This window comes from Gordonia sp. AC31 (assembly GCF_031844505.1).
Classification (GTDB): domain Bacteria; phylum Actinomycetota; class Actinomycetes; order Mycobacteriales; family Mycobacteriaceae; genus Gordonia; species Gordonia hongkongensis.
The window spans coordinates 105,712-128,191 of the sequence record NZ_JAUZVK010000005.1 but is presented as its reverse complement, the minus strand read 5'-3'; the positions used below and the strand labels follow the sequence as shown (position 1 = coordinate 128,191).

The window sequence follows — 22,480 nt, the reverse complement described above, 5'->3', positions numbered from 1 at the left end:
ACTGTCAAGGACGATGGTCGAAAGTGTGGAGAGGGGTCGGACGGTGGGTGATTCGTCGCAGAAGCGGTGGCGAGGTCAGACGCTCCAGGATCGTTCCCTGAAGCGGCGCGACCAACTCTTGGACGTCGGTGAGAGGTTGCTCGGAACCTCTGGTGCCGGTGCGGTGACGATGCGGGCGGTCGTGCGAGAGGCGGGCCTCAGTCCACGCTACTTCTACGAGACCTTCTCCGGCCGAAACGATTTCCTTGTGTCGATATACGACAGGGTCGAATCTCGAGTCCTCGAGCGGGTGGCCGGGATCGAGACCGGCGGCGACTTCCGGACGTCGGTCCACGCGGTGTGCCGCGCGTGCGGTGACTTCTTCGAGGAGGATCCGCGCCGTGCTCGCATCCTGCTGCGTGAGCCGCTGAGCGACGACGTCCTGCGTGAGCACAGTGCGAAACGATCGCGGTTGTTCGTCGAGACGACCATGGGACTGTTGGGGGTCGACGACGAGCTCGTTCCGAGTCCGGGCCGTTTGCCGATCATCGCAACCGGCCTGTCGGGTGCACTTGTCGCGCTCTACCTCGACTTCGCCGACGGTCGACTGGCTGTCGATCGCGACGAACTCGCGGACGCCGCGGTCGATATCGTCTGTGCCCTCGCTGAATCGGCGGGATTGCGCGGCGCCTGAGTGAGTCGACGGTCAGTGCACGGAGATCGAGCTCCGTGCGTCGTCGTCGTCCTTTTCGAGTAGGAAGAAGTGTGGGCGGTCCTCTGCACGCGACTGCATGGCGCCCAGCACCACGTTCGGCCCGGCTGACTTGAACAGGTCGATGACCGGTTGCTTGTCGTAGATCATGGCGGCGGTTTGCTCTCCACGGTAGTCCATCATGCGCACGGACGCGGCTGGGCGGTCGGAGGGCATGATCGGGACCGTGGCATCCAGAATCCGACGCAGGATCCGGTCGACCCCCTGCGGAAATTTCGGTGGTCGAAGGAACAGCGGGGTGGGTATCAGGGCCGGGTTCAAGGGGTGAATTCGCCCGGACCGGGTCTGGATCAGGATCGGCAGGGCATTGCCCTCGCCGTCGAAGTGCTTGCCGTACCAGCCGATCCGCTCCAGGGACCCATCCAGCCTGTGCTTCGTGAGGATCTCGGTACCGCGCCACCGTCCCCGCAACTCGCCGGCCTCGACGGCGGGTAGCTCGTCGAAGACTTGTTGTACCGCAGAGTATTCGCCGAAGGTGCGACCGTCGGCGTGCCGGGTGAGCTGCGTCGACGCGAACGGGAACGATTGCGGCTCCGTGTGCGACGCAGTGAGTCGCAGAGCGTTGTCGAGGAGCTGGGAGGTCAACGGGTCGTCGCGACGATACAGATCATGCACCTTCGTGGTGAGCGATGCGCTGCTGCCGAGGCGTCGGAAAAGGGGTTGCACGGCAACGTACATGAGACGGAGAAGCGGATCGGCGATCTTCGGCACGCCGTTGCCGCGTCGGAACACCTCGGGGAGAACGGCCAGACACATCAGTTCGGACAGTCCCAGCACCAGGTCGACCGCGACGTGCCGCGGACGACGGCCGTTGCCGAGTGTCGTCAGCAGTCGGATGGCGCGCAACCGGTCCGCAGACCAACCCTGCTTGGTCCGGAACTGGTCTGCGACCGAGTCGTAGTAGTCGTCGAGCTGGTCCGGGCTGGTCGGGAAGGCGTCGCGGGGTACACCCATGAGAACAGCGATCTGGGCTCCCTCGGAAAGGTATTCGCACATCTCCTCTTTCGTGAGACGCCGAACGCGTCGCCCATCCTGGTAAGCGAAGTTCTCATACGCGAGCATTGCTGCGTGAACGATCGTGACCGCGGCGAAGAGCATGCTCGACTCGTCGGTGGCGGCATACTTCTCGCTGGTACCGGCAATCGTCCCGCGCATCGGTCGGTGGTAGTTGAACAGTTTGCGAGCGGCCAGGTCGGCCTGGCTCTTCGATCCGAAGAGGATCGGAGCGGGAACGCTGACCGTCCGCTGTACCCGCTCGAAGAAGGTGACCTGGGGTCCGTCGGGGACTCGGGCTGTGCGCGACGGGGCGCCGAACACGGGATCGTGCTCGGCGAGAACGTGCTGGAAGACGATGTGTGGGGATTCCAGTGCGTTGGTGATCTGGGCGATCATGACCTGCGTCGCAGGGTGTAGGAAGACTTTCCACGACCACGAATCGGGGCCGAAATAGCCTACGTCTCCGTCGGCGGACCGCTCCAGCAACTCTGATCGGTCGGGTTCCGACATGGCTGTACCTCGTCTCGACGTCTGACATCGCACGATACAGGAATCGGGTGATTCCTATGACTGTGGGATGGTGTCATCTGCATGGCGCCGTTGTCAACGGCAGCGTCAGTGGGACACGTCGAGGGGTGGGCGGACCGCATGAATCCCCGACTGCGCCGCTGACGCGATCATCCGCTCGGTGAGTTCGGAATCGGCCTGTGCGCGTCGCGGATCGGCGACGTCGCGGTCCCATACCGTGCGGCCACCCACCACGACCACGCGTAGGTTGCGCAGTCCGCAACCGAGCACGTACGTGGCGACGGGGTCCCAGATGGGGCCGAGGTGGGGGGACCGGGGATCGACGACGAGCAGGTCCGCGAACTTCCCGACCTCCAGCGAACCGACCTTGTCGGCCACGCCCATCGCCGACGCGGACCCGAGCGTGTGCAGGGTGAGCATGTCGACGGGGGTGAGAATCGCGGCGTCGCTGTGCTTTCCGCGCTGCAAGAACAAACCGGTGCGCATGTTCTCGAACGGGTCCGACACGTCCGTGCACGACTGGTCGTCCACACCGACGCCGACGGTCACCGAATCCCGGAGCAGACGGGGGATGTCGGCGATGCCGGAACCGAGCCGACCGTTCGACATCGGCTGCCACACCACCGCCGACCCCGTGTCGCGCACACGCGCGACCATGTTCTCGGTCGGGTGCACGAAGTGTCCGAAGGCGAAGCCGGGGCCCAGAACGCCTGCGGCGTCGTACCAGTCGAACTTCGACTGCTGGATCTCGATCTGCTCGGCAGTCTCGACGAAGTGCGCCTGATTGGTGATCCCGTACCGGTCCATCAGTGCCCGTTCGCGTTCGGCGGTCGCCTGCGACGACGACCACTGCACCGAGCCGTAGACCGAACCGCCCAGATCGAGGTCGCGGTCGACGGTCGCCAGGTGGCTCATCACCTCGTCGAAACCGGCGAACGCGGCGTCCTCGCCGAGTTGCTCGTCGTCGAGTCGCACACTGGTGACGAATCGGATCCCGGTGGCCGCCAGCCCGTCCACCTGGGCGGTGACGAACTCCGGAGAATGCACCCGAGCCGCCTTGAGGACGGACTCCTCGTAGTCGAAGAGTGCCAGGACGCGGGACTGGGTGAAGTTGTACACGGAGGTGATTCCCGAGGACAGGTGATCGAGCCCGCCGGCCAGCGTCATCCAGTACAGGTCTTGCGCATCGGCGCCGAGCAGCATCGTGCTGTTCAGCGTGACCCATTCATAGAGTGGGCTGTTGGGCGCCACCCCGCGCATCCCGCCGGTGTAGATGTGACTGTGTGCCGAGACGAAACCGGGTGCGAGGAAGGCGCCGTCGAGGTCGTGGCGGGGGAGCGGCGCGTCGGCCGGCGGTGAGCCCTCGCCCATCCCGGAGATCCGGCCGTCCTCGCCCACCGACAGCCATCCCCAGAACCAGGGCCTATCGCCGCTGACCGGCAGGATCAGCGCGTTGTGGTAAGTGCCGGTCATCCCGGTAGAACCTCCGAATTCCAATGATTTCCGTTGTCGGTGAACCGTACTCGCTGCGACGGCCCGTCCGGGTCGCCGCGCCAGAAGGTGATCTCCCGCAAGTCGACGGCGTACCCGGTCCAGGTGGGCGGTGCGGTCAGTCGCGGGTGGGCCGAGTCGTAGTCGGACCATCGCCGACGCCGCTCCTCGGGTGGCATTGCGGCGAGGTCGTCGTCGTTCAGCCATGCCAGGAGTTGCAGGTACCGGGAACGGCGCGAGTAGGCCTCGGACAGTTCGTCGTCCGGCGCTCGCCGGACGTCACCGTGCGCGACGACCTGACGGCCGACGGCGGGCCAGGCGATCGCGATCGAGGCCCGGGGGTTGTCGGCGAGTTCGGCCACCTTGGCCGACCGGCTGTCGGTGTGGAAGTAGACCGCGGTGTCGTCGGCCTCGGTGATCAGCACGTGTCGGACCCGGGGATAACCGTCGCGGCCGCACGTCGCCAGTGCCATCAACGGCCGTGGCTCGTCCGACGGGGGAAGCCAGTTCCGCAGCAGCGTCATCGGGTGGACCGAGAGCTGATCCGCGCTCGCGCAATCGGTTCCGAACCCGGTACCGCTGGTGATCAACGCCCCACCCGGCCCGGGTCGAAGGTGGCGATCTCCGGCAGCGCGGCGACCAGGTCCTCGACGCGCTCGTCGAAAAGCTTCGCGCCGATCGAGGCGTCGGCTCCGGTGGGGTCGCCGATCACCCCCGACTCGGCGAAATCGGTGGACAGCCAACCGAATCGGACGGTGCCGGCGAAACCGACGTGCCCGGCGTCGGCGACCGCGTCTGCCACCGTCGCGACCGCCTTGTCCATGTGCACGAGATCCGGCCGGAGGTGCAGCATCATCGAGGTCTCCGCCCAGCCCGCGTGGATGCCGAGTCCGCGCTCGGTGGGACCGGGGTGACCCGGGCCGGAGGAGAAGAAGGTCTGCAGGTCGAACCGTCGTCGGAGTTCGCGCGCGGCGACCTCGATCAGTGCGGAGTTGCCGCCGTGCGCGTTGAGGAACAGCACACGACGCGCCGGGGTCTGTGCGAGCGACGCCCCGATGTCGACGATCGTCTCGAACAGGGTGCTCGCCCGCAGCCAGATCGTGCCCGGGAGCCGCGAGTGCTCGTCGGATTTGGTGTAACCCAGCGCCGGCAGGAGCCAGACATCGTGCCCCGCGGCGGCACCGCGGTCCACGACGGCCTCGGCGACCGACTCCGCGACGATGAGATCGGTGGCCAACGGCAGGTGCGGGCCGTGCGGTTCGATTGCGCCCGTGGGTAGTACGAGAATCGAGTCCCGCGACAGGGCGGTGCCGATCTGTTCGGTGGTCAGCTCGGCATAACGCCGATGCGCGGCCGGGCGCGTCGTCCTGGTGGTCACCGTGTTCACATCCACCTTCCGGGATTGAGCAGACCCTTCGGGTCGGTCTGGTGCGCCAGCGCGCGGACGCGCTCGGCATCGAGATCGACGTACCACTGGTGCGGGGAGTGGACGCCGACCCCGAGATCCTCGAGTGCGGCGACGCCGTCGATGACCTGCTGCGGACTGCGGTAGATCCCGTTGAGCATCCCGAACATCATCTCGTGGCCGACCTCGAGATGCAGCATGCCGCCCTCGTACACCTTCTCCACCTCCTCGAGCCGGGTGACGAGTGCGTCCCCGCGTACCTCCATGTGGAACCACCTGTCCGGCTGCGACTTCTGTAACCACCACGTCGGGTGGTTGTAGGACAGCGTCGACAGCTTGACCGTCTCGGCGATGCCCTCGCGGACCGCTTCGACGCGGCCGCCGGCGGCGACGACCAGGTCGGTGGTCTCCGCCAATGCCCGGGCGTCGATGATCCCGCGCACGCTGGCGCGACCGCGGACGAGCGCGGGGTCGTCGGGCAGCGCCCCCGTGATGACGGGGCCGTCCGCGGACAGCAGACGCGGCTTCGGTTCGACCGCCGCCAGTCGGAGCGCCGCGTCGAACGCCTCGCGGGTGGAGCCGAAACTCGCGTACACGCAGCGCCATTCCTGCAGCGGTTCCACCCGGACGGTGGCGCCGACGATGATGCCGGCGACCCCGTAGGTGTGCACGAACGGGGTTGCGTCGTCGCCCTCGAGATGGACCACCTCGGCCTCGCCGGTCGCATGGACGACATCCAGTGCGTCGACGAACCCCTGATGGTTGCGGCCGTGCACGATCGTGCCGGTACCGGCCGAACCTCCCGCCAGGAACCCGCCGAGCGTCGACTGGACGGTCGACGGGTACATCCACAGCTGGCTGCCGTGCGACCATGCGGTCTGTTCCAGGTTGATCATCCGCGCGCCCGCCTGGGCGGTGACCGAACGGTCGGTGACGTCCCCGATCGCGGTCAGCGACGTCATGTCGAGGACGAGTCCGCCGAAGCGCGGGATGACCTGGCCGTAGTTCCCGGTTCCCTTGCCGCGCGTGGTGATCGGTACGCCGCGGGCGACCGCCGCGCGGACGATGTGGGGCACCGCGTCGGCCGTGCGTGGGTAGCACACGAGATCGGGTCGGCCGAGATCCTGCGCCGACAGGATCGGACTCATCCCCGAGCCGTCGCGGGCCGCGCGTTCGAGCGCGCGGGGAAGTGAGCTGATGCCACGCGGGCCGACGATCGCGAGCAGGTCGTCGGCCAGCGCATCGACGTCCTCGGGGCCGAAGTCGGGGCGTCCCTCGTCGGTACCGACCGCGACCACCGGAGCGGTCATGACGGCAGGCCCACCGAGGTGTCGATGAAGCGGTTGGTCGCGATCGCCTCGGGCGTCAGGCCGTCGGCTGCGGGCGTGCCCTGCTCGGTGAAGATCGGCCCGGTCACCTCCATCACCCGGGCGACGCGCGCGGTGTCGAAGTTGCCGATCGTCGTGTCGGTGCCGTTGCTCACCAGGTTGAGGTCGGCCATCGTCTCCCGCGCGTAGTCGGCGTTCCGCTGGGAGTACACCCACCCCGTGTCGTACTGCTCGACGGCGTCGAGGATGACCGCGTCGGCCGCCTGTGGCGACGCCAGGTAATCGACCGAACCGCGCTGCAACACCGGCACCAGCTGCTCGAGGCAGGCGGCGTTCTCCTCCAGTGCGTCCGAGCGAACCGCCACCGACGACTTGTAGGACGGGAAGCCGACGTCGTGGATCAGCTGGTACTTCACCGGCTTCTGCCAGCCCTCGACCTCTTCCTGGTAGACCTGCGGCTCGGAGCTGGCGAACCCCTGCTGGGCGGTCTTGCCGCCGTCGGAGACGAAGTTGGCCGGCGACCCGTCGTAGCTGCCGTCGACCTGCGCGGGGGAGAGGACGCCCGACCCGGTCAGGTAGTCCATGTAGGTGGCCCCCTCGAAGTACAGGACGCGTGCGTTCGCCGCCTTGAGGTCGGCGATCCCCTGGACCTGCGGGTAGGTGGCGGGATCCCACATGATCATCTGCGGACTGATGTCGAGCGGTGCCATGACCGCCGTCGTCGGGTTGTCCTTCGAGTTCTGGATGGCCTGATCGGTGTCGACGTAGCCGAGGAGGATCTCCGGGTCGGAGTACATCTGCGAGGTCACCGACTGGAAGCCGATGGCGGGTCCGCCGGCCCGGATCTCGATGTCGACGCCGGTGTATTCGCCGCGGTCGAAGAGCGGACCGACGACGCGCTTGTTGCCGGCATTGATCGTGGGGTCGGGGCCGAGGAGTTGGTAGAGGTGGCCGTGTTCGGCCTCAGGGTTCCAGTCGGTCTGGATGACGACCTTGTCGGGACAGTTGGCGCTCAGGTCGACAGGGCCGACCGCCCCCGTGTAACCGGAGGATTCGGTGCTCTCCCCGGAACTGCACGCGGCGGTGAAGGCGAGGGCGGCGGCGACGACGGCGACACCGGTGGTCTTGGACAGGCGACGCCAGACGGGTGTGTTCATGAGATGAGTTCCTTTTCGGGCTGAGAGATTCCGGAAGTTGAATGGAGGATCAAGGGGTGTCGACGACAGGAGACCCACTCGCTGGTTGAGCCGGCACCGAGCGCAGCGAGGAGCCGATACCCCCGCTGGTTGAGCCGGCACCGAGCGAAGCGAGGAGCCGAGTCGAAACCACCCGGCGAGAGAAGATCAGGTCAGCGCTGGTACCAGCGTCCGACGATGCGGTTGCCCAGCCAGCCGAAGAACCAGAAGACGGCCACGCCGAGAAGTGAGGCGAGCACGATCGAGGCGAACAGTTCCTCGGCTTGCAGTCGCGACCGGTAGTTGTCGATCAGGATGCCGATGCCGGGATTGCCCTGCTTGAAGAAGAAGTCGCCCACGATGGCGCCGACCACCGACAGGCCCGCCGAGATGCGGAGACCGGCGAAGATGGCCGGCATGGCGGCGGGGAACTCCAGCTTGCGCAGGATGGTGACGCGGCTCGGACGGTGCAGGGCGAAGAGATCCCGCATCTGCCGGTCGACCGATCGAAGGCCGAACAGGGTGTTGGAGACGATCGGGAACAGTGAGATCAGTACACAGACGAAAACCCGTGCACTGAAGCCGAATCCGAACCAGAATCCGACCAGGGGGACGAGCGCCAGGATCGGGACGCACTGCAGCACCACGGCATACGGGAAGAGGGCGTTCTCCATCAGCCGTGACTGCGACATGATCACCGCCCACGTGATGCCGATGATCGCGGCGATCGTCAGGCCGGTCAACGCGACGGTGGCCGTGCGGCTCAGAGCCTCCCACATCGCCTGGGCGGAGTCGCCCAGCAGTCCGTCGGTGACGACCTGGTGCGGGGGCGGCATCAGGAATCGACGGCCGGGATCGAGCACCGCGTAGCTGACGAGGTACCACGCGCCGATGACCAGGCCCAGGACGACGAGCGGCGCGGCGATCCCGACCATCTTCGATCGGGAGCGGCCGCGTCGGCCCGTGCGTGCGGCCACGGCGAGTTCGGTGGTGGAGCCGGGGTCGGGTGTACCGGCCTTGCCGGTTTTCGGGGTTCGCACGCCCGGGGCGGTCTCGGTGCCGGTGTCGGGGGCGCTCATGAATGTGCCTCTCGGAGTGCGCGGGAGATCCGGCCGGCGATCGCGCCGAACTCCGGCTCGAAACGCAGGTCGGGCGACCGGGGATAGTCGAAGGGGACCTCGATCTCGTCGACGATGGATCCCGGCCGTCCCGACATCACCAGGACACGCGTGGACAGGAACGCCGCCTCGGCGACCGAGTGGGTGATGAACAGGCCGGCAAAGCGTTTGACGGCGAACAGCTCGGTCAGGTCGGTACCGAGCCGTTCGCGGGTCAATTCGTCGAGTGCGGCGAACGGTTCGTCGAACAGGAACAGATCGGGATCGAGCGTCAGCGAGCGGGCCAGCGACACCCGCATCCGCATGCCGCCGGACAGCATGTGCGGCAGGTGCTTGTCGAACCCGGTCAGCCCGACCGTCTCCAGCGCGGCGCGGACGCGTTCGCGCCGTTCGGCTTTCGGTGCACCGTCGAGTTCACCGAGCAGTGCGACGTTGTCGGCCACGGTCCGCCACGGGAGCAGGGTGGCGTCCTGGAACACGTAACCGATCCGTTCGGCACCGCTCTGCAGGTAACCGTCGGTGATCGTCTCCAGGCCCGACGACAACCGCAGGAGGGTCGACTTGCCGCAACCCGATGGGCCCACGACGCTCACGAACTCGCCCTCGCGCACGGTGAGGTTCACGTCGCGGAGGGCGTGGGTGCCGTCCGGATAGGTGAGCTCCACGTGTTCGAAGCCGACGAGCGGGTGACCGAGTGCCGGTCTGTGGGTCGTTGCTGGTGAACTCATCATCTCTCCATGCCGACGGGGGACAGGCCCAGCGGTGATGCTGCGGCTGAGGACATTCCGGCCGGTGATGCTCCTGCCGGGGACGGAACCGGGAACGACGGGAACGCCGTCCAGGTGGTGGACTCGGTGCGTGCGACCGCCGTTCCGTTCACGATCACGACCCGGTCGGCCGGCGCGGTGGCGATGACCTCGGTGAGATCGGCGCCGCGGATGGCGACGAGGTCGGCGCGGGCTCCGACGACGGGGCCCGCGGGCTCCAGTCCGAGCACGGCACGCGCCTCGGAGGTGACCAGTTCCGTTGCGGTGTGGGGGTTCTGATGTGCGGCGGTGATCAGCAGGGCGGCGGTCTCGAGCGGGTCGGCCCGGCCCACGGGGTTGAACGGGTCGCGGATGTTGTCCGCACCACCGGCGACGCGGACGCCGTGATCGCGCAGCACGTCGATCGGCGTGATGCCTCGTCGCCCCGCGGACGGTCCGGATCGGCCCTGGAGGTACAGGTTCGTCACCGGCAAGGCGACGACCGAGACACGGGCCCGTGCGAGCGCCCGTGCGACCCGTTGCAGGTCGGCGGCGGCCAGGGTGTCGAGGCGGCAACAGTGGCCGGCCGTGCGGATCCGGTCGTCGGGCCACTCGGCGACGCGGTCGGCGAAGGCCTCGATGGTCAGGTGGTCACCGTCGAGGAATTCATCGACGTGCAGGTCGGCGCCGATACCGCGCGCTTCGGCGAGGTCGAGCAGTCTCGTGAGCTCGGCGATGGGGTCATCGGCGATGTGCGGGGCCCCGCCGACGAGGTCGACGCCGGCGTCGAGCGCGGCCTCGATGTGCGCGGTGGGCGTGAGTGGGCTCGCCAGGACCGCGACCTGGATGTCCATCAGTCCGCGCAGGTGCTCCCGGACCTCGGTGAGCACGCGGACGGCTCGCAGTGGGTCGTCGTGCGAGAGAACGTCGGCGTGGGTGCGCACCGCGGTGATGCCGTTGCGCAGCATGGACGAGGTCGCCCGGAGAGCGCGCGTCCGGAAGGACTGCTCATCGAGGGAGACGCTGCCGGCCCGCCAGGAGGCGATCGCGGCGTTGAGGTCGCCGCTCGGCGGTGACAACTCCGGCCACGACAGGGCCTTGTCCAGGTGGGCGTGGGGTTCGGCGGCGGGTGGGAGCAGCAGGTGGTCACGGAGATCCAGCCAGTCGGCGGGATGTGGGACATCGGGAGAAAACGGTGTGACGGCGCGGACGCGGTGGATACCGTCGGCATCGGCGGACAGCTCGACATCGACCACTGACCCGTCGGCCAGTGATCCGGTGATGCCCGGCACGGGCGCTGTCTGCTGAGTCGGCATTGATGACACTTCCTCGAGAACATCGAAATGGCGTGCGACGGTGCACGACTGGGTCGGTGGTCCCGCTGTGGCTGGGGTCGGCGGGGTTGGGGCGGTTCGTGATACTTGTTGATCACGTCAACACGTCCGAATATAGGAATGCGCTGTTGCCACGACGTTAACCAGCGCTGCGGGCGTGTAACCATCGGTTCTGCAGGAAGGGTGTGAGCCACATGGCGCTCGACGAGCCGGACGTCGCGCAGGTGTCGCTGGGTGCCGAGATCCGCCGACGACGTAAGCAGCATGGCCTCACGTTGACGAATCTGGCTGCGCAGGCCGGTATCTCGCATCCGTTCTTGTCGCAGCTCGAGCGCGGATACGCGCGTCCGAGCATGACGACCCTGGAACGGATCGCCAGGGCGCTGGACACCACCCAGGTCAGTCTGATGCTGGCCGCGGACCCTGCGCACGTGGCGGGGGCACCGTCTCCGGCACCCGTCGGGACGCAACTGGTGCGTGCCGGCGAGGGCGCGATCCTTCCGCAGGCCGGCGACAACGCCGGATACGCCCGGTTGCTCGTTCGAGGAGACGCCGCGTTCTTCCCCCAGGAGCAGTTGTTGAACCGGCGGGACTACGGCGAGTACTTCCAGCACGAGCAGGACGAGTGGTTGCATGTCGTCGACGGCGAGGTCGAGGTCGACCTCGGCGACGGAAGTCTCCTCGAATTGCGAAGGGGCGACAGCCTTTACTACGCTGGCGGCATTCCCCACCGGTGGCGGCTCACCGGTTCCGAGGCCGCTCGGCTCGTCGTTGTCCAGGCGTCAACGCAGGTGTCGGAGATCCGCGACGGTGGGGGTGGTTCCCGTGGCTGGGAATACCGGCGGAGATCGTAGTACCTAGGAGATCTCCGATGTCTGTGTCAGCGAACGACCTTCGAGATGGACTGCGTATCCGCGTGGTGTCACGGCGCCGGCTCGCCCGTCGGGTGGACGAATTCGTCCTCGCGCCGGTCGGTGTCGACGCGCTGCCGTCGTGGACCGCTGGATCGCACGTCGATCTGCACACACCGGCCGGCCCGGTCAGGCAGTATTCGTTGTGTTCCTCCCCTGACGACACGAGTACGTACCGGATCGCCGTCGAACGCCGGATCGACAGCCGGGGCGGTTCGGACTCCGTGCACGACGAGGTTCAGGTGGGCGGTGAGGTGTGGATCAGCCCGCCGCGCAATCACTTCGCGCTGACACGTGCACTCGGTTATGTGTTCGTGGCCGGTGGTATCGGCATCACCCCCGTCCTCGCCCTCGTCGACGAGGCCCGCCGTACCGGGCGGCCGTGGCGGCTCGTTTACGTCGGACGGTCCCGGGCGGAGATGGCCTTCGTCGACGAGATCGAATCCAGGTACCCCGGACTGGTCACGATTCACGAGTCGGCCCACTCGGGCCGCCTGGATCTCGGTGGCGTCCTGGCCGGGCTCGCCCGCGGCACCGCCGTGTACACCTGCGGACCGCCGTCGATGCTGGAAGCCGTTGCGCAAGTGTGTGAGCCGCAACCGGCCGTGGATTCGTTCGCCGAGAAGTTCACCGCCACGACGACGCAGTCCGCGGCTGACGCGGAGTTCGAACTCTCCCTTGCCTTCTCGGGCGTGACGGTGACGGTGCCGCAGGATCGCACCATCCTCGACGTCCTGGACGGACGTGGGGTGGTGGCGCCGTCGTCGTGCCGCGAAGGTGTCTGCGGAACCTGTGAGACGGGGGTGGTCAGCGGCGAGGTGGACCACCGCGACTCGATCCTGTCGCCGGAGGAGCGGTCCGAGAACGAATCGATGATGATCTGCGTGTCGCGGTGTACGAGCGGTCGTCTGGTGCTCGAGCTGTGACGGTCACGGTGCTCACCGGCGCCGTGGCGGTCCTACGTGACGCGTCGATGGTCACGCGCGATCCGGTCGTGGTCGACGACGGGCGGATCGGGGCCGCGGTCGGCGGCCGGGCCGCCGCGGACGAGGTCGTCGACGTCTCGGGGTGCGTCGTCACGCCCGGTCTCGTGAACGCGCACCACCATCTGCTGCAGACCGCGTTCCGGTCGCGTCCGGAGAGCCGGTCGGTACCGATGCCGCAGTGGCTCGGCCTGATGGCGCAACGTTATTCATCGGTCGGTGTCGACCCCGAGCTCGTCGCCGCGGCAGCGGCTGCCGGGCTCGCGGAGTCCCTGCTGTGCGGTGTCACTACGGTCGCTGACCATCATCTGACCTGGCCCGGTGGTCAGGACCCGGTCGCGTTGGCCGGAGGGACCATCGATGCCGCCGCACGGGTCGGTGCGCGATTGGTCTTCGTCCGGGGCACTGCTCGCGACGACCCGCAAGCCGCAGCCGCATCGGTCGAGGACATCCACCGAACACATCTGGGTGCGGGGGCAACCGGCACGAGCGCGGACGGGATGCTGCAGCTGGCCGTCGGCCCGTCCGGCGTGCACAGCGACGGGCCGGAGACCTTCGCGACGCTCGGCGAGGTCGCATCTCGACTCGGCCTGCGTCGTCGTACGCAGGCGAACGAGCAGGTCGATGTGCAGGTCGCCGCGGAACGATATGGGCGGCGCCCCCTCGAGTTGCTCGACGAGTGGGGTTGGCTCGCCGACGACGTCACGCTGGCGCATCTGTGCGAGATCACCGACGACGAAGTGGCTCTGGTCGCGCGATCGGGAGCGTCTGCGACCCACGCGCCCGGGTGCGACGTGCCGATGGGATGGGGCGTCGCGCGGGTTGCGGCGCTCGTGTCCGCGGGTGTGCGGGTGGGACTCGGCACCAGCGGCGGCGGGAGCAACGATGCCGGGCACCTACTCGCCGATGCCCGCCTGGCCGTTCAGGTCTCGGGATTGATCGGTGAACCGGTCACCGCCCGTGCGGTTCTCGCGATGGCATCCGAGGGTTCGGCGGGCGGTCTCGGCCGCACCGAGCTGGGGCACCTGCGGCCCGGTGCTGCCGCCGACCTCTGCGTGTGGGACTGCTCGGACGTCTTCGACGCCGGGGTCACCGACCCGGTCGACGGCCTGCTGTGGGCCGGCCCGGGCCGGCGACCCCGCGACGTCATGGTCGCCGGCCGGTGGGTGGTACGCGACGGAGAACTCGTGACCGCTGATTCACGTTCGCTCGCAGCCGAACTCACGACACTGCTGGACCGGCGGCAGCGTTCTGCTCCCTGATCCGAGAGAACCACAGAACCGCTGGTCCATTGGGTGCAGCGACGGCCTCCCTCTGCTCCCTGAGGTGCGAGCGAAGCGAGCCACGAAGGGCTTCGCAACGTGTCTCACCAGGCCCTTCGTGGCTCGTCGCTATCGCTCCTCACTCCTCAGGGAGCAATGGGGTCGCTTCTTTCGGATCAGCAAGCAGGGGCTGGCTCGCCCGCCGTCAGGAAGTGGCCGTCGCACACGGCGGTGCGGGTGCGTCCTCGGACAGCGGCTTGTTCAGGGGCATCAGGTACAGGACGACAAGTACGACCGGGGTGGTCCCGAGATTGGTTCCCTCGTGGGTGTTCGCCTTGCCCCCGGGTTCGGCGATGATCTCGCCGGTCCGGTACACCACCGGCTTGCAGTCGGAGCCGGGGTGGGTGAGGGTGCCCTGCCGGACCAGTCCGTAGAGCGGGCCGTCGTGATAGTGCCACCCGGTGGTGCCGCCGGGGGCGATGGTGATCTCCCGGACCTCCACGTGTACGCCGTCGGGCACGAAGGGTAGGAGGTCGGCCGGGATGTCCGCCTTGGCCAGGCTGACCGCCGAGATTCCGGACGAGGGCGTGGAATTCGCCGTCCCCGACGACATCGCGAGCGGCGTCAGGAGAGCGGCCGCGGCGGCGAGCGTCGCGACGGCGGTGCGCAGGAGTGGTGTCATCGTCCGACCGTACGTCGGGCCGACCCACCTCATACCCGATTCGTCCGATTCCGTTGTGCAACAGTCCTGGACGATTGACCCGAACGGTCCTGGGTACAGAGCGGTGTGCATACGATGACGGGACCGAGTCGTTGATGATTCGGTACGAACTCGAGGAGCCGCGGATGTCTCGCTTGCCGAATGTCGTGGTCGTCGGCGTCGCCGTCCTGTCCATGGTGATGGGCGTGGCGGGTGTGCTCGTGCCCTCGGCGGGAACCGCGGCGGCGGACACCCTCACCGGTGTCCGATACGCCAAGGCGACGGCCGGCGCGCCATACCGGGAGACCTGGGTGTCGCCCCGCAATCTCGTGGTGTCGGTGTGGTCACGGTCGATGCAGACCCAGGTCCCGTCGCTGGTCCAGACGCCCGCGAACCGGAACCAGGCCGCACCGGTGATGTACCTGCTCAGCGGATCGTCCGGTGGCGAGGACAACGACGACTGGACGCACGCCACCGACGCCAACGCGTTCTATGCCAACAAGAACGTGTGGACCGTGACCCCGATCGGCGGTGCCGCGAGCTACTACGCCGACTGGCGCCGCGTCGACCCGGCCGCGAACTTCCGGTTCGGCGTGAAGACGTCGCGGCCCCTGCGGTGGGAGACCTTTCTGACCTCGGAGCTGCCCGCCGCCTTCGAGAATGCCCACGGGGGACGATCCGGCCCGGGACGCTCGCGCGGTGTCGCGGGGATCTCGATGGCGGGTACGGCGGTGCTGCGGATCGCCGAGAACCACCCGGGGTTCTACCGGGCGGTGGGCTCCTACTCGGGATGCGCCGACACCGCGTCGCCCACCGGGCAGTTGCTGTTGCGCAACGTGGTGTTCGTCCCCGGACTCGCCGACGCCAGCAACATGTACGGCCCGCCCGGGGACCCGCAGTGGGCAGCCCAGGATCCGGTGATCAACGCCTACAAGTTCGGGCGTCGCACCCCTGCCCTGTGGATCAGTGCGGCGACCGGATTGCCCGGTGCGCACGACAATCTGTCCGACCGGCGGATCGCCGGCAACGTGGGGGAGCTCGCCGAACAGGTCGCGGCCGGCGGATTTGCCGAAGCGACCGCACGATCGTGCACGGTGACGATGGCAAACCGCCTCGCCGCGCTGCGCATCCCGGCCGTCGTCCGGCTCCCGGCGACCGGTACGCATTCCTGGGGGTACTGGGAGGACCAGATGCATGAGTCCTGGCCGATGTTCGCCCGCGCGCTCGGCGCGTGACGCCGCGGGAGATGCACCGCGGACGGCGGTCGTCGTCGACCGCTGGACCTCGCATTTCAGCGTCCGTTCAACTCGGCGCACCTACGGCCGGGGCGTGATCTCCGGGCACGGCTCCACCCGACGAGGCCCAGGGGGCGATCCGCGATGACCGTGACCCGGCGCGGCCTGTGGCTCTCGCAACTGCTGCATCCCGAGGTCTCGCATGTCGTCGCGTTCGGCCTGACCCTGAGCGGCCGGCTCGACGCCGAACGACTGCATCGCACGGCCGGTGCCGTGCTCGACCACGTCGGCTGGTACGACGTACGTCTGAGCCCGGATCGCTCGCCGGCCGACGGTCATCCGCACCCCCTGCACTCAGCCGGTTCCGGACTGGACCCGGTGGAATGCGTCGACCTGTCCACGTGTGCCGATCCGGCGGCGGCGAGCGACTCGCGAGCGCAGGATTTCCTCGATGACCCCGCCGGTGCCGACCTCGGACTGCCGTTGTTCCGCAGCGAACTGCACGTTCTCGCCCCCGACTCCCACCGGTGGGTCGTGCGGGTGCATCACGTGCTCACCGACGGCGCCGGCGTCCTGCGGGTGATGGCGCACATCGCCGCTGTCTACGCGGGTACGGCGCGGCCGGACGAGTTGCGCCTCGCCGACGACCTCGAACTCGAGGCCGAAGAGGAGCGGTACCGCGACTCGCGACGCCGACAGGCCGACGAACAACACTGGGACCGACGGCTCGACGGCCTCGCGCCGTCCCTGCTGGCCGGTTCCGTCCCGCATTTCACGTCGTCGATCGTGCGCGTCACCGAAACCCTGAGAAGTCCGCGGACCGCATCGTCGGCCGAGTTCGTCACCGCGTTCGCGGGCCTGTGCGCCCGGCTCCTCGACACCCCCGACGTGGGGCTGAGTCTCCCGGTCGCCGCACGTACCTCGGCGGCACGTCTTAGGGCGGTGCAGCCCGTCTCCAACGTCGTGCCGTTGCGCCTCGACGGAATCGGGGACCGCGAGGCCGGGCAGGCCCTCGTCGACGTGTCGTCGGCACTGATCGAGGCACTGCGTCACCAGCGCCACCATCGCGAGGACATGCTGCGAAAGCAGCACGGGCTCAGCGGGTTCGGTGCGGTGGTCAACCTCCTGCCGGGCTTCGAACCGCCCGCTGTCGACGGCTTGCACTGGGGACTCGAGGTGATGCGGACCGGACCGATCTCCGACGTCGCGGTGACTCTGCACCCCGCCGATCAGAACGGCCGCCGGGCGGTCACCTGGGAAGCCCCGGCCGCGGTTTTCGGCACCGACGCGCTGGCCACTCTCGCCCGACGCTTCGACCGGCATCTGACCGCCACTCTGCGCGAACTGGACGGGGGCCCCCGGATTCCGGACGATTCGGTGTTCGTCGACGGCGAGTGGGAGCGGTTCCGGTGCCGGAGCGGTCCACCGGCACCGGCCTTCACGCCGACCGTGAGTCACCTGGAGGACCACTGGTCGTCGGATCCGGCGGCCGTGGCGATCATCGACGGTGAGGTGTCGGTGTCCCGGCGCGAGTTCGAGCGCCGGGTGACTCGCGGAACCCGCCTGCTCCTGGAAGCCGGGGTCGGGGCCGGCGACCGGGTGGCGGTGTCCATCGAGCGGTCGGCGACCTCCGTCGTCGCGTTCTGGTCGGTGCTGTGTGCGGGCGGCGTATGGGTGCCGGTCGGCGATCCGTTCGCACCGGACGCGAGAACGAGGGATCTGCTCGATCGCTCCGGCGCCAAGGTCGGATTGTGCGTGCCGGGCGCCCCACGCCCGGGCTCGATCCGGTGGCTCGACCTCGAACACGACGACCCCGGCTCCCCGATCGCCGATCGGTGGCCGGGTTTGGAACGCGGGCCCGACGATGCCGCCTACCTGCTGTTCACGTCGGGTTCCACCGGAACGCCCAAGGGCGTGATCATGCCCCACCGCGGCCTGCCCGCCCTGATCGCGGAGATCCGACAGACGTACGCTCTGACACCCGGGTCACGCATCCTGCACGCGTCGTCCCCGACCTTCGACACCGGGATCGTCGAGATGCTGTGCGGGGTCGTCTGTGGGGCGACCGTTGTCGTCGCGCCCAGGTCGGCACCCGGCGGTGATGCACTGGCACAGCTGATCCGACGGCATCGCGTCAGTCACCTCATCGTCACGCCGTCGGTCCTCGACACCCTGCCCCTGGATCTGGCCGACGATCTGGTGCAGGTGATCATCGGTGGCGAACCGCCGTCGCCGCGGGTGGTCGACCGCTGGTCGGGTCGCGTCCGGCTGCGGAATGCGTACGGACCCACCGAAGCCCGGTGCAGCATCAACATCTCCGCTCCGCTGCTGCCGGGCGAGGCGATCACTGTGGGCCCGCCGATGGTCGGAGTCGACGAGGCGGTCCTGGATCGCCTCGGCCGGCCACAACCTCCCGGGGCGATCGGCACGCTCCACTGTGCGGGACCGCAATTGGCCGACGGCTATCTCGACGATTCGGCGTCCACTGCGGAGGCCTTCGTGCAGAGCACGTTCTCGGCCGAGGAGGGGATGTACCGGACCGGCGACCTGGCCCAGTGGACCGAGGCCGGTGAGATCCGACTGCTCGGACGCCGCGACGGACAGATCACCCTGCGGGGCTTGCGAATCGAACTCGCTGAGATCGACGCTGCGCTCGGACGATGCACCGACGTGCGGAGTTCCGCGACGATTCTGCGCGAGTTGCCATCGGGCCGTACCGCGCTGGTGTCATTCGTCGTGCCGCAGGGCACCGGAACGGATGTCGACGCACCCGGGCTGCGTCGCGCGGTCGCCGGTGTCTTGCCGTCGTACATGGTGCCCGCGCTCGTCATCGGCATCGACGCGCTACCCCGTACCGGCAACGGCAAGCTCGACGTCGGAAAGCTGGCGGACCACCCGCTCCCCGGTCGCCGGTCGGCGCGCGGACCCGTCGGCTCGCACGAGACCCTGCTGGTTCGGGTCGTGGGCGAGGCGCTGGGTACTGATGACGTCGATCTGTTCGCCGGCTTCCTCGAGCAGGGCGGCGACTCCCTGGCGGTCATGCGGGTCGTCGGATCGCTGATCGCGGCAGGACATTCCGAGATCGGGCCCGACGACGTGCTCACCGCGCCCGACCTGGAGACGCTGGCCGAGCGGATGGTCGAGCCGGTGCGCCCGGACGTCATCGTACGGCGACCGGCCGCACCGGCCGACGATCGTCCGCTCACGTCCGCAGAACGGACGGTCGAACGCGCACCGGGACACCCGCACGGGCAGCTGGTCCGCGTCGGATGGGTTCCACCCGAGACCGGGCGGCCCACCGCTCCCGAATTGCGAGACTTGCTCCGCGCGTTGGCCGATCGGCACCCCGCCCTGCGGTCGAGCTATCCGGACACCCCCGCCGGGCCGGTCCAGCGGGCGCTGGCCGGCGGCGCTGACGCAGCGGTCGATGTTGCCGTGCAGGTGGTTTCGGACCCAGACCCGAACCCGGGACGCGAGAGCCTACGCGCACACGCCGAACAGATGTCGGCGTCGCTCGATGTCCGGACCGCGCCGCCGTTCTGCGTGCGGATCCTGGCGGATGCCGGCGGCGGTGTGATGGCCGCGGTCGCGGTGTTCCATCACATCGCGGTCGACGGTCACTCGCTCGGAACACTGGCCCGAGAGGCGGACCTGATCGCCCGTGGGGTAGATGTCTCGGCGGTGCAACCGATCTCGCCGCCCGCACCACACACTGACGACGACATGGACGACCGGTCGTGGCACCGACTGCTCGGCGAACCGTCCGCGGACTCCTTCACCCTAGACGGGCTGGACCCCGTCTCCTACGCGCAGTCCACGGCGGTTCGTCGCCGGGCTCTCGTCGACGCCGACGTCTACGCACGGTTCCGTGCCGGCGCGTCCGAGCAGGGCATGACCCCGTTCGAGGCGTTCGGTCGATCGGTGTCCGAGGCGTTGGCGAGGCTGACCGGACAAGATCGGGTGATGGCGGCCACCGCGGCGTCGACGCGGCCGGTGGGTGCCGGGGACACCGTGGGGGACTTCGTGATCTCCGCGATGACGCCGCTGGACGCCCGAGAGGATGCGCGCGACTCGGTGGAGCGGACCCGCCGGTGCATCGGCGCGGCGACGGGGCCGATGGAAGACGTGCTGGACGCACTGGGACGCCCGGTCGTCGACGGCCGCCTCTTCCCGGTTCCGGTTCTCCTGGGCTGGGTCCCGACGATCACCCGGCCGAGCGCGGGTGGTCATCTGTACGTGTTCCCACCGCGGATCACGCGATGGATGCTGCAGATCGAGGGCTCGCCGACCGCGCAGGGGGAGCTGCAGATCCTGGTGACCGGTGCGGCCTCCGCCCTCGCGCAATCCCGGGTCGAGCAGGTCCTCGCCGAGGTCGTCGCGTGCGTGCGCCGGGTGTGACACTCGCGGTGCCCGACCGCCGACGGCGATTCCGGGCGGCCAGCGTTCGCATGCGACTGACGGTCGTCGGCGCGGCGATGCTGTTCACCGCACTGCTGATCGCCGGCGCGATCGTGCTGTTCGTCCTGTACCACTCGTTGAACACCGCCGCCGACGGCGCGACCGCCGCACGCAGCGGAGAGATCGTCGACGCGATGTCGCGGTCGGGCGTCGCCGGACTCGATCCGTCGCTGCTGGAACGGACGGAGGCCGTCGACATCGTCCAGATCGTCGGTCGCAACGGCGACGTGCTCGCCGCCACGCCCGGTGTCGAGCAGGACCGGGCGCTCGTCCCGCCCGCGGGCCGGGCCGGTATGAGCCACGTGATCGACGCCGCATTCCCCGGGAGCGACACCGAGTATCGCGCGACCGTCCAGGGTGCCGAGGTGTCCGGTGACCTCGTCACGGTGGTGGTCGGAGCCGGGGAGGGCAGCATCCACGCCACTGTGTGGACGGTGTTCGCCGTGCTGTGCGTGGTGTTCCCGATCATTCTCGCGGCGGCCGTCATCGCGACCGATCAGCTGCTACGGCGAGCGCTGCGTCCGGTCGAGTCCATCCGCGCCGAAGTCGCCGACATCTCCCGTGCGGGCGTCGCCCGTCGGGTGCCCGTCCCCGACACCGGAGATGAGATCGCGACCCTCGCCGAGACGATGAACGAGATGCTGGACCGGCTCGCATTCGCTCGTGACCAGCAGCTCCGTTTCGTCGGTGATTCGTCGCACGAGCTGCGGAGCCCGCTCGTCACCATCATCGGACTGCTCGAACTGGCCGACCGGACCGGCGAGCCCATCGACGACGATTCGGTGTCGACGCTTCTGCTCCCCGAGGCATACCGCCTTCGAGACCTGATCGACGACCTGCTGCTGCTCGCGCGCGCCGATGAGTACGGGCTGCGCCCCGAGTTCGAGGACGTGGATCTCGACGACATCGTCAACGACGAGGTGACCCGGCTCGACCTGACGACCGAACTCGACGTCGACGCCACGGTTCTCCCGGTGCGGGTGACCGGCGACCGGCGACAACTCGCGCGAGCGTTGCGGAACCTCGGCGACAACGCGACCCGGCACGCCCACGGCGCGGTCAGTGTCACGATGGCAGTCGGACCGGAGCGGGTGGCGGTGACCGTCGCCGACGACGGTGTCGGCGTTCCTGACGAGGACCGGGATCGGATCTTCGACCGGTTCGTCCGCCTGGACACAGCTCGTGAACGCGGCGGCGGGACGGGTCTCGGCCTGTCGATAGTGGCCGAGATCGTGCACGCGCACGGCGGGACGGTCGCGGTCGCCGACACCGGGGGCGACGGGTTCGCCATCGAGCTGTCGCTACCGCGCACGACACCTCATGACAGCGGGCCCCCGCCGTCACCGGCGAGGAGATAGCCTGCGCCCCGGACGGTTTCGATGGTTCGACAACCGAACGGGGTGTCGATGCGCCGGCGCAGATAGCCGACGTACACCTCGACGATGTTGTCGTCGCCCCGGTAGTGCGCGTCCCACACCGATTGCAGGATCTCGGTCTTGCTGACGACTGTTCCCTTGTGCCGCATCAGGAACTCGAGCACGGCGAACTCACGGGCGGTGAGGCGGATCGGGGTGTCGCCGCGCCGGACCTCCCGCGTTGCGGGGTCGAGGGTGAGCGAACCAGCACGGAGCACGGCGGGACGCTCGGGCGCACCGCGTCTCACCAGCGCCCGGAGGCGGGCCGACAGCACGACGAAGGAGAACGGTTTGACGAGATAGTCGTCGGCACCGAGGTCGAAGGCGTCCGCCTCGTCGTATTCGCCGTCCTTCGCGGTGAGCATCAGAACCGGCGTCCACACGGCGCGCCTGCGGAGCTCGCGGACGACCTCGTACCCGTTGAGGCGCGGCATCATGATGTCGCTGACGATCACGTCGTAGGTCCGAGTGCAGGCGCACTCGACGCCGTCGACCCCGTTGTCGGCGGTGTCGACCGTCCAGCCCTCGGCCGCCAGGGTGCGGCGGAGGGTCTCGGCGGCCCGCGGGTCGTCCTCGATCACCAGCACGCGCATGCGTCCCAGTATCACCGGCTGGGGTCGCAGCCCGCGGACCCGTCGACCCCG

At 68.8% G+C, this 22,480-nt stretch carries 18 protein-coding genes; 7 read left to right on the top strand and 11 right to left on the bottom strand.

Features of this window, described 5'->3' with window-relative positions; translation table 11 throughout:
* Nucleotides 1-13 precede the first annotated feature (13 nt).
* Entirely contained in the window at nucleotides 14-673 is a 660-nt protein-coding gene (locus Q9R39_RS08130; RefSeq protein WP_311277310.1) for a TetR/AcrR family transcriptional regulator, read from the top strand.
* 12 nt (nucleotides 674-685) lie between these two features.
* Here the strand turns inward: Q9R39_RS08130 and Q9R39_RS08125 are convergent, their stop codons facing one another.
* From Q9R39_RS08125 to Q9R39_RS08085, 9 genes are all read right to left on the bottom strand, one after another.
* Nucleotides 686-2,257: an oxygenase MpaB family protein gene (locus tag Q9R39_RS08125; RefSeq protein WP_311277309.1), complete on the bottom strand. Its 1,572-nt coding sequence runs from the start codon at nucleotides 2,255-2,257 to the stop codon at nucleotides 686-688.
* Between the two features lie 105 nt (nucleotides 2,258-2,362).
* Nucleotides 2,363-3,748 carry an amidohydrolase family protein gene (locus Q9R39_RS08120; protein ID WP_311277308.1) on the bottom strand — a complete coding sequence of 462 codons (1,386 nt, stop codon included), beginning with the start codon at nucleotides 3,746-3,748 and terminating at the stop codon, nucleotides 2,363-2,365.
* On the bottom strand, nucleotides 3,745-4,356 hold the full coding sequence (locus tag Q9R39_RS08115; protein ID WP_311277307.1) for a pyridoxamine 5'-phosphate oxidase family protein: 612 nt from the start codon (nucleotides 4,354-4,356) through the stop codon (nucleotides 3,745-3,747). The genes Q9R39_RS08120 and Q9R39_RS08115 overlap by 4 nt, the downstream gene beginning before the upstream one ends.
* Complete coding sequence (locus Q9R39_RS08110) at nucleotides 4,353-5,153, bottom strand: creatininase family protein (protein ID WP_396275648.1); 801 nt, start codon at nucleotides 5,151-5,153, stop codon at nucleotides 4,353-4,355. Before Q9R39_RS08110 ends, Q9R39_RS08115 begins: the two co-directional genes overlap by 4 nt.
* Nucleotides 5,150-6,481 carry an FAD-binding oxidoreductase gene (locus Q9R39_RS08105; RefSeq protein ID WP_058249772.1) on the bottom strand — a complete coding sequence of 444 codons (1,332 nt, stop codon included), beginning with the start codon at nucleotides 6,479-6,481 and terminating at the stop codon, nucleotides 5,150-5,152. Before Q9R39_RS08105 ends, Q9R39_RS08110 begins: the two co-directional genes overlap by 4 nt.
* Complete coding sequence (locus Q9R39_RS08100; protein ID WP_078112715.1) at nucleotides 6,478-7,656, bottom strand: nitrate ABC transporter substrate-binding protein; 1,179 nt, start codon at nucleotides 7,654-7,656, stop codon at nucleotides 6,478-6,480. Before Q9R39_RS08100 ends, Q9R39_RS08105 begins: the two co-directional genes overlap by 4 nt.
* 191 nt (nucleotides 7,657-7,847) lie before the next feature.
* Entirely contained in the window at nucleotides 7,848-8,753 is a 906-nt protein-coding gene (locus Q9R39_RS08095; RefSeq protein WP_078112714.1) for an ABC transporter permease, read from the bottom strand.
* A complete protein-coding gene (locus Q9R39_RS08090; RefSeq protein ID WP_058249775.1) occupies nucleotides 8,750-9,520 on the bottom strand; it encodes an ABC transporter ATP-binding protein in 771 nt (256 codons plus the stop codon). The genes Q9R39_RS08095 and Q9R39_RS08090 overlap by 4 nt, the downstream gene beginning before the upstream one ends.
* Nucleotides 9,520-10,854, bottom strand: coding sequence for an amidohydrolase family protein (locus Q9R39_RS08085; RefSeq protein ID WP_078112713.1), 1,335 nt, complete (start codon nucleotides 10,852-10,854; stop codon nucleotides 9,520-9,522). The genes Q9R39_RS08090 and Q9R39_RS08085 overlap by 1 nt, the downstream gene beginning before the upstream one ends.
* Nucleotides 10,855-11,066: 212 nt before the next feature.
* Here Q9R39_RS08085 and Q9R39_RS08080 point away from each other — a divergent pair, with 212 nt between their 5' ends.
* Genes Q9R39_RS08080 through Q9R39_RS08070 form a run of 3 tightly spaced genes read left to right on the top strand, consistent with a single transcriptional unit; the run spans nucleotide 11,067 to nucleotide 14,028 of the window.
* Entirely contained in the window at nucleotides 11,067-11,726 is a 660-nt protein-coding gene (locus tag Q9R39_RS08080; RefSeq protein ID WP_065631433.1) for a helix-turn-helix domain-containing protein, read from the top strand.
* Between the two features lie 17 nt (nucleotides 11,727-11,743).
* The gene (locus tag Q9R39_RS08075; protein ID WP_078112712.1) at nucleotides 11,744-12,709 is read left to right on the top strand and encodes a PDR/VanB family oxidoreductase; all 966 of its coding nucleotides are present in this window, start codon (nucleotides 11,744-11,746) and stop codon (nucleotides 12,707-12,709) included.
* Nucleotides 12,706-14,028, top strand: a complete 1,323-nt coding sequence (locus tag Q9R39_RS08070) for an amidohydrolase family protein (protein WP_311277305.1) — start codon at nucleotides 12,706-12,708, stop codon at nucleotides 14,026-14,028. The genes Q9R39_RS08075 and Q9R39_RS08070 overlap by 4 nt, the downstream gene beginning before the upstream one ends.
* Nucleotides 14,029-14,233: 205 nt before the next feature.
* Here Q9R39_RS08070 and Q9R39_RS08065 read toward each other — a convergent pair whose 3' ends face one another.
* Entirely contained in the window at nucleotides 14,234-14,710 is a 477-nt protein-coding gene (locus tag Q9R39_RS08065) for a cupin domain-containing protein (RefSeq protein ID WP_058249779.1), read from the bottom strand.
* A gap of 164 nt (nucleotides 14,711-14,874) precedes the next feature.
* Here Q9R39_RS08065 and Q9R39_RS08060 point away from each other — a divergent pair, with 164 nt between their 5' ends.
* The 3 genes from Q9R39_RS08060 (at nucleotide 14,875) to Q9R39_RS08050 (ending at nucleotide 21,779) form a co-directional block, all read left to right on the top strand.
* Nucleotides 14,875-15,963: an alpha/beta hydrolase family protein gene (locus tag Q9R39_RS08060; RefSeq protein WP_058249952.1), complete on the top strand. Its 1,089-nt coding sequence runs from the start codon at nucleotides 14,875-14,877 to the stop codon at nucleotides 15,961-15,963.
* 144 nt (nucleotides 15,964-16,107) lie between these two features.
* A complete protein-coding gene (locus tag Q9R39_RS08055) occupies nucleotides 16,108-20,361 on the top strand; it encodes an AMP-binding protein (protein WP_058249780.1) in 4,254 nt (1,417 codons plus the stop codon).
* Nucleotides 20,343-21,779: a HAMP domain-containing sensor histidine kinase gene (locus Q9R39_RS08050; protein WP_058249781.1), complete on the top strand. Its 1,437-nt coding sequence runs from the start codon at nucleotides 20,343-20,345 to the stop codon at nucleotides 21,777-21,779. Before Q9R39_RS08055 ends, Q9R39_RS08050 begins: the two co-directional genes overlap by 19 nt.
* Here Q9R39_RS08050 and Q9R39_RS08045 read toward each other — a convergent pair.
* Nucleotides 21,740-22,429: a response regulator transcription factor gene (locus tag Q9R39_RS08045; protein ID WP_004019147.1), complete on the bottom strand. Its 690-nt coding sequence runs from the start codon at nucleotides 22,427-22,429 to the stop codon at nucleotides 21,740-21,742. The genes Q9R39_RS08050 and Q9R39_RS08045 overlap by 40 nt on opposite strands.
* Nucleotides 22,430-22,480 lie beyond the last annotated feature (51 nt).